Consider the following 12,644-nt stretch of genomic DNA (forward strand, 5'->3'; position numbering starts at 1 on the left):
CCGGCGAGTACTTACTGGGTGGCGCCACTTCTTCCTCGTTTCCTCTTCAGGACAACCCTATTGGGTCCCTGTCCGGAAACTTCGTGGCCCCTCACTCATGCCCTGGGCGAGGAGTTCGTGGACGAGTTCGTGGTGGGCGCGGGCCCGTTCGGCGAACTTGCCGGTCGGGGCGGACAGGGTCGCCCGCCTCGTTCACGCCGAAAAGGGCCACGGCCGCGTCCTTCGCGTCGGTCTCGGCCTTGCCGGGATACAAGTCGGCGATCCGCCGCATGGCAAGTCCCGGCAGGTAGGCCACCTTGCAGCCTGCGTCGCGGGCGACGGTCAGCGGCAGGGCGCCGATGGAGGCGGGCTGGTCCACGATGACCAGGACGGTGCCGAACTTCGCGGCCAGCTTGTCGAAGACGGCCCGCAGCTTCGGCTCGCTGTTGGGCAGCGGTTTGTCGAAGACTTTCTTGCCGGCCGGGGTGAGGCCGTGACCGTGGTGGGCGGTCTTGCCGACGTCCAGGCCGAGGAAGACGCCCACGTCGCTGGTGTCGAACATCGTGCTCCCAACTGCTTCGGGGCGGTGGTGGCCAGGGAGTTGGCGCCTACGCGCGCATCCACGTTATGCAGACCTGCCGCCCACGAGGTGCCGGGCATTGCGCCCGGCCAGGCGGTAGTTGGACCTCTCATCAGGGTCTCCAATGGCATCCCTCGGGCCCGGTGACACCTCCTCATGTTGTTGTCAAGCCGCAGTTGTGACGCTGGATGCTGATTGGTAGATCTTTCGGTCACGGATCATGGTGAACAGGATGTTGACGCGACGCCAGGCGAGCGCGAGGACGGCGTGCTTGTGTGTCTTCTTCGCGGCCCGCTTGCGGTCGTAGAAGGCTCGGGACTCCGGGCAGGCGCGGATGCTGATCATCGCGGAGCGGTAGAAGACGCGTTGGAGGCCGCGGTGGTAGCGGCGGGGGCGGTGCAGGTTGCCGTTCACGTTGCCGGAATCGCGGGGGACAGGCGCGACGCCTGAGAACGAGGCGAGCCGGTCTGCGCTGGGGAACCGAGACCTGTCGAGTCCGTCCGACCGCCGTGTGCAACTCGGCATGCCTACGCTGCGCCGCTGGTCCACCGGAGGTCCCGCTGCCCGCCACCGTCCCGGCCATCGTTCGCACCCGCATCCGCGCGGCCACCGCTCGCCGGCGTCGCACGGCCGACCCGGTGCAGGCCGAACGGCGCGCACGGCTGCTGCGGCTGATGTCTCTGTTGCTCCAGTACCCCGACGCCGAACTGACCGCCTCCCGCTCCGCCGTGGCCTAGGCCGTCGCGGTACTGCCGGCGTCGCCCGCCGCCACCGAACTCGCCACGTTCACCGCGTGGTTCACCGCACAGGACCCCCACACACTCGAACGCAACTACGTCGCGACATTCGACCTACGGCGCAGAAGCAGCCTCTACCTGACCTACTACCTGCACGGCGACACCCGCCGCCGGGGCATGGCCCTGCACACCCTGGCCCAGACCTATCGGGCGGGCGGATGGGAGTTCACGGACGGCGAACTGTCCGACCACCTGCCGGTCGTCCTGGAGTTCGCCGCCCTGGCCGGTACCGGGGCGGGCGAGGCGCCCCTGCGTCGGCACCGGCGCGGGCTCCAGCTGATCCACCGGGCGCTGACGGACGCCGACTCGCCCTACCGGCACGTTCTTGCCGCGCTGCTCAGCATGCTCCCGCGGCCGACCGCGCGGCCGTGGCCGAGCTGGCCGCGCAGGGCCCGCCTGCCGAGGACGTCGGCCTCGACCCGTACGCGGGCGGGCTGTTCGCCCCGCCAGGTTCCCTCACCCCGCCCGAGGCGGTCCCACCAACCATGGAGAAGCACAGATGAACACCTCCAGAGCTGATCTCTTCCTCTGGGTCGTCTTCCCCTACGCCTGTCTGGCCGTGTTCGCCGTCGGGCACGTCTGGCGCTACCGGCACGACCAGTTCGGCTGGACCTCCCACACAAGCCAGCTCCTTGAGTACCGCTGGCTGCGCTGGAGCAGCCCGCTCTTCCACCTCGGTGCCTTCTTGGTGATCGCCGGACACGTGGTCGGACTCGCCGTACCCGCCTCCTGGACGGAGGCTGCTGGAATCAGCGAACACGCCGACCACACCACCGCCGTGTGGGTAGGCTCGGTCGCGGGCCTGGCCATAGTCACCGGACTCGGCATGCTCTGCGCCCGACGTCTCGACCGGAGCGAGCCTTCTCGTCGTCGGGCACCGCCTCGCTGAACGGCCGGAAGGCCCCCGCACCGGACCCGTCACCCACGCCGCGATCCACCACGTCGGCTGCCCCGTGGCCGTCGTGCCCCATGTCCAGGAGCCTCGGCGTGCTGTTGCCGGGCCTCTCGTCGAAGAACCGGCAACAGCAGGGACGGGCAAAGGAACGGACGGACAAAAGAGGTGACGGTCGGAGCTGCTGGTCATCGGGAGTCAGGGGATGAGCGGCGTCGGCGGGTCCATGTCAGGGTCGCTCGCCATGGCCACCGTGGCCATGTCGACCGGCCGGTCGTGCTTGTTCGGGCGGGCGAGACGGCGGCGGAGGAACACCTCCCCGGCGACTCGGGGACGGCTTCGGCCCGTACGCCCTACCGTGACGTCGCGGTCGCGGTCGCGGTCGCCGTGGACGTCGGCGGACCCTGCGACGAGGTCCTGGACTTCGTGTTCCGCGCCGCCGAACTTCGGCAGGCGCCGCTGCGCGCCGTGCACGCCTGGCACGTGCCGCTCCGCCGGGGCGTCCCTGGCGTCGAGGAGCACACGCGGATCAGGGAGGAGGCAGAGCACGAACTCACGGAGCTGCTCGAACCATGGCGTGCGAAGTACCCCGACGTGGTCGTCCGCGAGAACCTCCACGAGGGCCGTGCGGCCCACGTCCTCGTACGCGCCGCGAGCGGGGCCGGACTGCTGGTGGTCGGCCGCCGGAGGCGGCGTACTGCGGTCGTCTCGCACACCAGTCCGGTGGCCCATGCACTGATTCATCACGTGAACCGGCCGGTCGTGCTGGTCCCGCACGACTGACGGTGGCGGGCTGCGTCCGGCGACCCGCGCCGCCCACCTGGGAAGGGACTGACGCCGTGTACTGGAACTCGGACCATATGAACGACTGGGGCTGGCTCGCCATGTCGCTGAGCACGGTCTTCTTGTGGGCACTCCTGATCGCCGTCGGCGTCCTGCTCTTGCGGGCCCTGAACCGCAGCAGCACGGATACGCACACGCGTGCTTCTCGAACCACACCGGAACGCTGCCGGCCGAGCGGTTCGCGCGCGGAGGTCGACGAGGACGAGTACTGGCACCGACTGGCCGTCCTGCGGTCGGACAGCCCCGACCGGACCGAGTACTCGCCCTGATCTTCACGTAAGCCTGAGCTCTGCGGAGAGTGGGTGCCGTCAGGCCTGGATCGGACCGGCCAGTTGGACGATGTCATCGGCGGCGACGTCGTGCAGCCGGATGGCGAGGTCCTCCAGGGCGCGGCTGGTGGCGAGTTCGTCACCAATTTCGGGAATCGGCCGGTCGATCGGATTGCGCCGCGCCTCACCCCTGCCGGTGACGGTCGACGTGTCCCGGGTGGTCAGCACGGCACGCGCGTGCGTATCGTCGCCGTCCTCGGTGATGTAGATCTGCACGGTCCACTGCTTGGCTTCCACGGTGATCACCTCCGCGCACGGGTTCCCCCACTCATCAGGCTGCGCCCCTCCCTCGAACCAGTCCAGAGCCAAACTGGAGAAGGGGTGGCACCCGTCATGTCCGTCGTCCGCGCAGACCTCTGCCATGCGTCCGCCTACCTGGTCCGCGCCGCCGTCACCGCTCCGTTTCCGTAGAACACGCAGCCCTGGATCTTCGTCGCCCGAGGGCCGGGACAGGGGCATCGAGGTGCACGCGGACGCCGCCCGGAGACTGCTCCTCACAGACCCTTCGGGCAGGGAAACGGTCATCAGCTGTGAGGCCGCCCTTTTCAACATCCGGCTCGCCATGCGCCACCGTGGCTTGACCCCGGTCGTCGAGTATCTCCCGCGTTCCTCGCCCAGGTGACGTGGGGCGCGTACCACCACCCCACCTCCGACGACCAGCGCCTGTTCGGTGCCCTGCGGCGACGCCCACACGGTACGCGGGCCGTTCCTCGCGGACCCATTTCCCTCATCGTTGGCCGACGCCCTGCGCGAGTACGCACGCAGCGAGGGTGCCACCCCGGACTTCGTCGCCGACAGAGCGAGCAGGAGGCACGTGGCCGAGCTGGTCCGGATCGCCGAGGCCCCACGCAGGTCCCGTCCGGAGTACGCCGCCGAGCAGGCCAGGTGGACCTGGCGGCTCGTCGCACCGCGGTATGACGGGGTCCCGCCCGACGAGGACGTGACGCACCCGGACGCCACGGCCCGCGCGCCCGGAGTAGCCCCGGGCCTATTGATCGGCCGGAGTGATCCGACGACCCGTGAGGCTTGTGGGCCGGATCGCGACCCACATCTCGCGCTTCCCGCCCGCCCATGGCGTGGTGTGGGCGTGTTGGGTGAGCCTGCGCACGGTGTCGGGATCCGTCACGACGCTCGCAGGGCCGACAGCGAGCACGCTCCAGCCCTGGCTCAGAGCATCGTCCACGTGGTCGACCTCGAAGGCGACCTCCTTGTCCGCAGCCGCTGCGGTCACGGAGCCCGGCGCGGTCCGAAAGACGATGGCGTCATCGATGACCTCGTAGTTGACCGGGACGACCGCTGGGTGGCCGTCGGACGCTGACACTGCGACGCGCCCCACGCCGTGTGTGGAGAGGAGGGTGCGGCACTCCTCCGGGCTGAGGTCCCGTAGCTGAGGGTGGAGCAATGCATATCCCTGGCCGGGTGGGAGATCGACGCCGCCGCCGCGCAGAGCGGCGACCGTGGTGCCCAGTGCGTCGGCCAGCCTGATGAGAGCCGCCAGGGTCGGATCCGCGGGTCGTTCCTCGAGGTAGGTGAGGTAGTCGGGCGACATCCGGGCGCGGTGGGCTGCTTCCTCCCGGCTGATCCCGTGTCTCCGGCGCTCGGCGGCCACGCGTCGGCCGATGTCGCCGGGGTTGGTTGCCCCGCTCGGTGGGGCAGCCGTAGACGCGGCCGCCGCCTCACCCGTGTCCTCATGTGAGTCGCTCGTGGCCTCGGCCTGTCCGTGTTCCAGGTGGTGGATGTGTGCGTCGGGCCCGGGGAACACGAGCGTCACCTCGTCGGTGTCCGACCAGCGCACGTCGTAGGGCGGCGTTCCGTCCTCGTGATGGAGGCCGACGATCTCGCCGTCGCGCCTGGCGGCGCCGGTCGTCGGACTTTCGATGACGAGTTGGTCGCCGAGGTGAGCTCGCATGATCGTCGCCCTCTTCTCAGAGTGGTGCTGTATCCAACCTGCCACGCGGGACAGACCGCCGCATGGGGCGAGAGCCCCGCGTCCGCGAGGTGGGCGGTCCGCATCCGGGAGGCACCATGCACCACCGAACGGTCGAGGAGCTCATGACCCGGGACGTCGTCCGGGCTCGGCGCGACACGCCGTTCAAGGAGCTCGTCAGGCTCCTGGCGAAGAACGACGTCACTGCTGTGCCCGTGGTGGACGATCTGGACCGCCCCATGGGGGTGGTGTCCGAGGGCGACCTGCTGCGCAAGAGCGCGGATCGGGCCGATCCGGCGGGCAGGACCCCCATGCGTGCCTTGCGGCTCACTGCGACGACGGCACGCGTCATCACGTCGCCCACCCGGTGCGGGCTGCTCTGCATGCTCTCCTCCTCACGGGGCCGACGGGTCAGGTCAGGCCGCCGCTGCCGTAGGGGGCGTAGAGGTCGAGCAGCCGGATGCGGGAGGCGTGCAGCCGCTGGGCGACCACGCGCCCGACCCAGACCGCGATCGCCCGGCCGAACTCGGCGTCCGCCGCGCACATCGCCCGGACCGTCTCGGCGTCGAACTCCCAGGCCCGCACCGAGCTCATCGCCTCGGCGCCCAGGTGCCAGAGGTGCGGCGGGAAGTGCCAGGACCAGCCGACCAGTTCGCCGTGGCCAAGGGACTCGATGACGGCGGGACGGCGGCCGGGCACGTGCAGGTCGAGGGCGACGGTGCCGGTTCGCACGATCCAGAAGCGGTCGGCGCGCCGGCCCTCCTCGAACAGGCGAGTGCCGGCATCGAAGGAGACCTCGCGTGCAAGGCGCATCAGCCGTTCGCGGTGCTCGGCAGGCAAGGCCGTGGTCATGGTGGTGGCGGAAGTCATCACACAGGCTCCCTTCATGGTCTCTGCTTCCAGCGTGAGCGCGTGCCCGCCCCGTCACCACGGGCCGCTCGGATCCGATCAGGGCCCTTCGGCCCATGCGAGCCGGAATCGCCGACCCGCGCGCTGGAGGCACCCGCCTGGAGGGAAAGACACCATGAGCGTCCCCACGCGCATCGCGGTCATCGCGGTCGGCGACCCGTCCCGGCACGAGGTCGAGCACGGGCGGGTGTGTGCCCGAATCCGGCATCTGAACCATGCGGTGGCGTGGGCGGCGGCCCGCTGGGCCGTCGACCAGGCGGCAGCGCTCGGCGCGAGCGTCCTCTACCTGGAAGACCTGGCCACCCTGGAGGCGCGTGGCCACCGGCGCGGTAATGCCCGCCTGTCGGGGCAGGTGCGCGGCATGGTGGCCGAGGCGATCGGGCATCTGGGTGCGCGGGCGGGTATCGCGGTGGTCACCGTCCCGGCCCGAGGCACCTCCCGGCTGTGCCCCGGCTGCCTCGGCAAGCTCACCCACCATCCCGCCCCCGACCGGCTGGATGAACGCGGCTGGAAGTGGGCGCACTGCACCGGGTGCGGGCTGTCGATGGACCGCGATCATGCTGCCGCCCGCCGGATCGTCTCCCGCGGCCTGCTCGCCCAAGCCCACACCAGCACCGACCGCGCCACCCACACCCGCGCCATCCGCACCACCGTGGACGGCACCGTGACCCTGGTGCGCCGCCCGAAGAAGACCACCCGCCGCCTGCGCCGCCAACGTCAGGCGGAGCAGGCACCGCCCCGCCCCAACGGGCCGAAGACCAGCCCGGGCAAGGGGCGTCCCACCCCCAGCAGACCCACCGGCCCCCGGCACCGAGGCTCCCGGCGCGCCGCCCAGGGGCAGGTCCCGGGCCACAAGACTTTCCGCCGTATGCCCGATGTGCGTACGGTCCCCGTCCCCGCCACCACCCCCACCGGGGTGGTCCAGCGTCCGGCGCGGCATGACACCCAGGCACCAGCTCCCTTCGGGCCGGTGCCAGGTCATGGAGTACCCGCCCATGTCCGGCCGGCGGAAGACCTTCCTCCGGCCGGACGCAGGCGGCTCTCACGCAGAACCTGTTGACGACGCACCCGCGCCGCCGAGCGGACCGGCTTCCACCACCTGCACGCCACCCCGGCCCACCCCCTCACCCCGAGGATCGGACCACCGGACAGCAACCGCACACGGCCACGCCGCGCCCGAAAAGCCCGCACACCACAGGCACACACAGAGTTCTAGAGACGCTCTTGTACGACTCCACCAGCCCGGCCGGGTCGCTCGCGTCCAGATGGACGTCGTCCGGGGCGCCGCGGGTCTCCTTGAGGAGCCTGATGGCCTCCTCGAACAAGGCTGGGTCTACGCCCATCACCGTGCTGCCGAACATCTGGACCAGCCGGCGGTAGGAGTCCCAGGCGAAGCGGTCACTGCCGGATGCCTTGGCCAGCCCCAGGACGGAGTCGTCGTTGAGGCCGATGTCGAGGACCGTCTCCATCATCCCGGGCATGGAGAACCGGGCCCCGGAGCGGACCGACAGGAGCAGGGGGTCGTCCGGGTGTCCCAGTCGGCGTCCGGCCACGGTCCCCAGCGCGGACAGATGGCGGGAGACCTCCTCGGACATGCCCTCCGGCTCGTCGCCGGTGGCAAGGAAGGCCCGGCATGCCTCGGTGGACACGATGAACCCGGGCGGGACCGGCAGCCCCAGCCGGGTCATCTCGGCGAGGTTCGCGCCCTTGCCGCCGAGCAGGCCGGCCATCTCGCGGCCGCCCTCCGCGAAGTCGTACACGTAATGGACCATGACGCGGTCTCCTCCGTCGCACTGCGGTGTCGGTGCGGTCCCAGCGTCGAACGGCGAGGCATCGCGGAGGCAGGTGCTGCGCGTCCCTTCGGCAGGGCCTATCGGCCCTATTGGGGGACGCTGACGACTTGACCCGATCCAGGTGTCCACCCCAGTCGCCGCCCATTACGGTGGCACTGACCGGACCTGCCGGTGTACGAGTCGACGGGATCGGGAGGAGCACGGTGGAGAGCCCCGAGGCTGCCCGCATACGGCTGCCGCAGCTCAGGCTTGACGAGCTGCTCGAAGAGCTGCAGGCGCGGCTGGACGCAGCGCGCGGCACCCGCGACCGGGTGCACAGCCTCCTGGAGGCGGTCCTCTCGGTCGGCCGGGAGCTGGACCTGGAGCAGGCCCTGCACAGCATCGTGGAAGCGGCGGCCGTGCTGGTCGACGCCGAGTACGCCGCCCTGGGCGTGATCGGGCCGGACGGCAGGCGGCTGTCGGCGTTCCACACGGTCGGAGTGAGCGAGGAGCAGATCGCCGCGATCGGGCCGTACCCGGAGGGACACGGCATCCTGGGAGAGCTGATCCGTCACCCGGAGCCACTGCGCCTGGCGAAGATCTCAGAACACCCCGTTTCGTACGGCTTCCCGCCGAACCACCCGTCCATGAACACCTTCCTGGGCGTCCCGATCCGGGTACGCGACCAGGTCTTCGGCAATCTGTACCTGACCGAGAAGCGGGGCGGGGCGCAGTTCGACGAGGACGACGTGTCGGTGACGTCGACGCTGGCGGTGGCGGCAGGCGTGGCGATCGACAACGCCCGGCTTTACGAGGAGTCCCGGCTGCGCGAGCGCTGGCTGCGGGCGAGCACGGAGATCACCCACAGCCTGATGTCCGGCAGTGAGATCGCCGAAGCCCTTGGGCTGATCGCCGAGCAGGCCAGGGAGATCACCGGCTCGGCGCTGGCCGCCGTCGCGACGCCGATGCCGGACACCGACTCGCTCACCGTGGAGATCGCCGTTGGCATGGACGCGGACGAGCACCGGGGGCTGGTGCTGCCTCTTGACAAGACCCTGATGGGACTGGCGTTCTCCCGAGGTGCCGCGGTGACCAGCGCGGATGTCGTCCACGATGAACGGGTCTCGCCCGAGCCGCCGCGCTTTCGAGGGCTCGGCCCTGCCGTGGCCATCCCCATCGGCCGGGGTGAAGCCGGTGCGCGCGGCGTGGTGCTGCTGGCGCGCGAGGTGGGCCGGCCGCCGTACACCGGCAAGGAGACCGAGCCGCTCCAGGCCTTCGCGGCCCAGGCGGCCATCGCGATGGAGCTGGCGGAGCGGCGGCGGGACGCCGAGGAGATCGCGGTGCTGCAGGACCGCGACCGGATCGCGCGGGATCTGCACGACCTGGCGATCCAGCGGCTGTTCGCCACCGGGATGACCCTGCAGAGTGCCGGACGCTTCATCGAGCACACCGAAGCGTCCGAGCGGGTGTTGCGGGCCGTGGACGACCTGGACGAGACCATCAAGATCATCAGGTCGACCATCTTCGGGCTGCGGGCCCGCGAGGGGACCTCCGGCACCGGGCTTCGGGGCCGTGCCGTGCGGGTGGCCGGCGAGGCGGCCCCGACGCTCGGATTCGCGCCGAGCGTGCGCATGGAAGGGCTGATCGACACCGACGTACCCAAGGAGATCGCCGATCACGCCGTCGCCGTTCTTTCCGAGGCCCTGACCAACGTCGCCCGGCACGCCCGCGCCGACCGCGCCGAGGTCGTTCTGACGACCGACGGGCGCGAACTGGTGCTGACGGTCAGGGACGACGGCGTCGGCATCCCGCCCGAAGGCCGCCGGAGCGGTCTGCGCAACATGGCGGAGCGGGCGGAGGAACTCGGCGGCCTACTGGAGTGGGACTGCCCAGACGGAGGCGGTACGACGCTGGTGTGGCGGGTGCCGGTGGCGAAGCCGTAGCAGCCGCGCGGGCCTGCCTCCCCTTCCCGGCCGGGGACGACCGGGACCGGGAAGGGGACCGTTAGGCCCATGCCCTCCGCGGATGGGTGACCGAGTCTGAGGGTGTCGGACTACGGCAGTCGAACCCTGGAGGTCGCCATGACGGGCACTCCACACGTCGTGAGCGACGTTGATGACCCACACCGTCCTCGCCCTGCGCCCCGGCGCGGCCTTCAGTGACATCGTGAAGGCCCTGCAGCAGTGGCAGGTGAGCGCGGCTCCTGTCCTGGATGAGGACGGGCGCGTCGCCGGCGTTGTCTCGGAGGCCAACCTGCTGCGCAAGGAGGAGGCCCACGGCGATGCCCGGAATCGCCGGCGTGAGCCCGCCCGCGTCAAGGCCGCGGCGCTGACCGCCGAGGAGCTGATGACCGCTCCGGCCGTCACCGTCCGCCTCGAAGCCACGCTGCCCGAGGCCGCCCGCACGATGGCACGGCACGGGGTCAAGCGGCTTCCGGTGGTCGACGCGGACGGCCTGCTGAAGGGCGTGGTGAGCCGCGCCGACTTGCTGAAGGTGTTCCTGCGGGACGCCGAGGAGATCCGGCGCGAGATCGTCCCGCACCTTTTCGCCGACTCCGCCGAACCGGTTGGCGTGCATGGCTTTGTAGGTGGAAACGATGAACGAAGCCAGGCCAACGGCTGCGAGGTGACGTTGGGGCGTCAGGTCTCCCGGTGCTCGCTCAGAACAGTGCTAGGCCCTCGCCGCTGGTGTCCGCGATGACTGGCCGGAACTGGGCAGGGAGGCCGTCCAAGCGGTCAGGACCGGCCGCGGCGGCCACGGCAGGGGCCGTCTCGGCCAGCCAGATGCGAAACCGCTCGGCGGCTTCGCGGTAGGGGACTCGCGCCAGGACACGGTGTTCGCCGGAGGGGCAGAAGTCGACGGCGACCGTGAGCAGGCAGGAACGGGGCGCCTTGTGACTGCCCGTCCAGGACACGCGCAGGACACCGCAGGGTGTGCGCCCGCGGGGTGCGCGGTGGGTCGGGCGCAGCGATCGGCAGGCTATGTGGGCGGTCCATGCGGCGAGGTGCGGCAGGGGCAGGGTGGTGCGTGCGCGGCAGCCGGGGCAGCGGTGCCAGTGGCGGAGCCAGTCGTTGGTGTCGGTGTGGAAGAGGCGTGTGTAGCGGTTCGCCACGCGGATGTCGTTGCTGTACAGGTGGTCGGGGCGTTCTAGTGTGTTGCAGGACTGGCAAAGGGGGGCGCGGACGTAGCCGTGTTCGTGGCAGTGGTCGAGGACTGTGGCGGGCGCGGTGCGGCAGACGGCGCACGCCCACCCAGCCACCCTGCGGGAGGTACTGGGCTTCCTGCTGAGCACCGAGTACAGCTGGCCTTCCAGCTCTGCGTTGTACGGGCGCAGTGAGGCGGTGGGGCTCTCGGGGCTTGTCGTCTGCCGACCGCCGGCGTCTCGGGCCTGCCGGGGGTGGGAGGGCGGCTCGGTGACGGCTGCGCCTGCCTGGCGGGTCCGCGCGGTTTGCACCCACTGCGTTTCGGTGTGCTCGGCCGCATCCAGCAGTCTGACCACAGCGCGCGGCAGCCACCACGTCCGCTGCGTCCCGTCGCGGGTCTGCTCCACGAGCATCTGTCGCCAGTCGATCCCCGCCAGATGGTACGGCCGGCCGACTTCACGTCGTGCTGCCCGCGCGGGGCCGCCCAGCTCCTGCAGTTCCCGCGTGATGCGCTGGCGCCAACGCAGCGGCGTTTCCTCGTTGCACTCCTGCCTCGGCGCCCCACGAAACGGACCGATGCGGACCAGGTCCTGCCGATCCATTCCCACCGCGTTCAGTTCCGCGGCCGCCCGGCGCACCTCAACCTCCGGAACACTCCACTGACCGCCGCTCGCCCTCACAGTCGCCACCACATGGCCGCCGAGCAGGACGTACCCCACCTGGGCATGGGAAGGAGAGCAGGTGAATGCCCCAGAAGCCGTCGGCACAGCACTGTCGGCCGTCAAATCGACCCACAGAGCGTCCGCGGCACCCAGGGTGATCAGGCCGTCCGTGCGACCGGGCATGACACGCTCTGACATACCGACAGGCTAACGGCCTGCACCGCGGCAACGGGTCTCCAAGCTCCTCGGTCAGCCGGGCCGCTGCCCGCAACTCCTTGTTCCTGAGCATCTGGTTCGTCAGCGCCTCCCGTGCCCGCAGCCTCACCATCACAACGTCAAGAACCGGGCAAGTCACCCTCGAGCATCAGCGGTCCCCGAGCCCAGACGAATTGAGCAACAGAGTCGTCGCGGAGGTCAAAGCACTGCTGAAATCGGCCGCGCGTGCCATGACCGTTTGCGGCAGGCGGGAGAGCAGCAGACCGTCGAGACCAGGCGGTCGACCCCGACCGTCCACACCGTTGCGCACTGCGGACACGAGGCCGTCACGCCGGCCGTCACCGCCTCGGTCCGAGCCCTCGCCCGACGCATCCGCCGCCAGTGCCTCGAACGGCAGGCCGCCTCACAGAACACCGCCGTCGACTTGGCCAACGGCATCAACGGCCCACCGCACCCCCGGCACAACCGCGGCCCGCCCCCGTCGACCGCGACGACGACCAGACGCAACCGGGGTACCCCGTCCCTGCCCATACGACCACCGTACGGCGGGCGGTACCTGTGGCCCAGTCGTCGCTTCGGGCGGATCCGCCCGAAG

Annotated in this window: 10 protein-coding genes and 7 pseudogenes; 10 read left to right on the forward strand and 7 right to left on the reverse strand. The window is 70.7% G+C overall.

Features of this window, described 5'->3' with window-relative positions:
• Positions 1–208 precede the first annotated feature (208 nt).
• A pseudogene (locus ABT114_RS49075) lies at positions 209–541 on the reverse strand (IS110 family transposase); the annotation flags it as partial.
• Positions 542–724: 183 nt separating this feature from the next.
• A pseudogene (locus ABT114_RS49080) lies at positions 725–1,039 on the reverse strand (transposase); the annotation flags it as partial.
• Positions 1,040–1,233: 194 nt separating this feature from the next.
• Between ABT114_RS49080 and narJ the strand changes: the two are divergent.
• The 5 genes and pseudogenes from narJ (at position 1,234) to ABT114_RS49105 (ending at position 3,360) form a co-directional block, all read left to right on the forward strand.
• A pseudogene (narJ, locus tag ABT114_RS49085) lies at positions 1,234–1,859 on the forward strand (nitrate reductase molybdenum cofactor assembly chaperone).
• Positions 1,856–2,203 (forward strand): annotated as a pseudogene (locus ABT114_RS49090) (respiratory nitrate reductase subunit gamma); the annotation flags it as partial. The pseudogenes narJ and ABT114_RS49090, both read left to right, overlap by 4 nt.
• A pseudogene (locus ABT114_RS49095) lies at positions 2,202–2,327 on the forward strand (universal stress protein); the annotation flags it as partial. The pseudogenes ABT114_RS49090 and ABT114_RS49095, both read left to right, overlap by 2 nt.
• Positions 2,328–2,524: 197 nt before the next feature.
• Positions 2,525–3,031, forward strand: coding sequence for a universal stress protein (locus tag ABT114_RS49100; RefSeq protein ID WP_351153564.1), 507 nt, complete (start codon positions 2,525–2,527; stop codon positions 3,029–3,031).
• Between the two features lie 56 nt (positions 3,032–3,087).
• Positions 3,088–3,360 (forward strand): SHOCT domain-containing protein, encoded by a 273-nt coding sequence (locus ABT114_RS49105; RefSeq protein ID WP_351153567.1) that lies wholly within the window; start codon positions 3,088–3,090, stop codon positions 3,358–3,360.
• 39 nt (positions 3,361–3,399) lie between these two features.
• Here the strand turns inward: ABT114_RS49105 and ABT114_RS49110 are convergent, their stop codons facing one another.
• Entirely contained in the window at positions 3,400–3,657 is a 258-nt protein-coding gene (locus tag ABT114_RS49110; protein WP_351153570.1) for a DUF1876 domain-containing protein, read from the reverse strand.
• Between the two features lie 751 nt (positions 3,658–4,408).
• Complete coding sequence (locus tag ABT114_RS49115; protein ID WP_351153573.1) at positions 4,409–5,329, reverse strand: pyridoxamine 5'-phosphate oxidase family protein; 921 nt, start codon at positions 5,327–5,329, stop codon at positions 4,409–4,411.
• Positions 5,330–5,445: 116 nt separating this feature from the next.
• On the opposite strand from ABT114_RS49115, the pseudogene ABT114_RS49120 reads away from it, so the two are divergent.
• Positions 5,446–5,661 (forward strand): annotated as a pseudogene (locus ABT114_RS49120) (CBS domain-containing protein); the annotation flags it as partial.
• 97 nt (positions 5,662–5,758) lie between these two features.
• On the opposite strand, the gene ABT114_RS49125 reads toward ABT114_RS49120, so the two are convergent.
• A complete protein-coding gene (locus tag ABT114_RS49125; RefSeq protein WP_351153575.1) occupies positions 5,759–6,217 on the reverse strand; it encodes a Crp/Fnr family transcriptional regulator in 459 nt (152 codons plus the stop codon).
• Positions 6,218–6,371: 154 nt separating this feature from the next.
• Between ABT114_RS49125 and ABT114_RS49130 the strand changes: the two genes are divergently transcribed.
• Positions 6,372–7,316: a zinc ribbon domain-containing protein gene (locus ABT114_RS49130; RefSeq protein ID WP_351153578.1), complete on the forward strand. Its 945-nt coding sequence runs from the start codon at positions 6,372–6,374 to the stop codon at positions 7,314–7,316.
• Positions 7,317–7,467: 151 nt separating this feature from the next.
• Here ABT114_RS49130 and ABT114_RS49135 read toward each other — a convergent pair.
• A pseudogene (locus ABT114_RS49135) lies at positions 7,468–8,028 on the reverse strand (PEP/pyruvate-binding domain-containing protein); the annotation flags it as partial.
• A gap of 224 nt (positions 8,029–8,252) precedes the next feature.
• Between ABT114_RS49135 and ABT114_RS49140 the strand changes: the two are divergent.
• Together ABT114_RS49140 and ABT114_RS49145 are read left to right on the forward strand one after the other, a co-directional pair.
• Positions 8,253–9,971, forward strand: a complete 1,719-nt coding sequence (locus ABT114_RS49140; protein ID WP_351153581.1) for a GAF domain-containing sensor histidine kinase — start codon at positions 8,253–8,255, stop codon at positions 9,969–9,971.
• A gap of 172 nt (positions 9,972–10,143) precedes the next feature.
• Complete coding sequence (locus ABT114_RS49145) at positions 10,144–10,728, forward strand: CBS domain-containing protein (RefSeq protein ID WP_351153584.1); 585 nt, start codon at positions 10,144–10,146, stop codon at positions 10,726–10,728.
• On the opposite strand, the gene ABT114_RS49150 is transcribed toward ABT114_RS49145, so the two are convergent.
• Positions 10,688–12,031, reverse strand: a complete 1,344-nt coding sequence (locus ABT114_RS49150) for an endonuclease domain-containing protein (protein WP_351153587.1) — start codon at positions 12,029–12,031, stop codon at positions 10,688–10,690. The two genes, ABT114_RS49145 and ABT114_RS49150, sit on opposite strands and share 41 nt — an antisense overlap.
• 256 nt (positions 12,032–12,287) lie before the next feature.
• Here ABT114_RS49150 and ABT114_RS49155 point away from each other — a divergent pair.
• The coding region (locus tag ABT114_RS49155; protein ID WP_351153589.1) for a hypothetical protein at positions 12,288–12,644 on the forward strand (357 nt) is incomplete at its 3' end.

Source organism: Streptomyces sp. NPDC002088 (genome assembly GCF_040296605.1).
GTDB lineage: Bacteria > Actinomycetota > Actinomycetes > Streptomycetales > Streptomycetaceae > Streptomyces.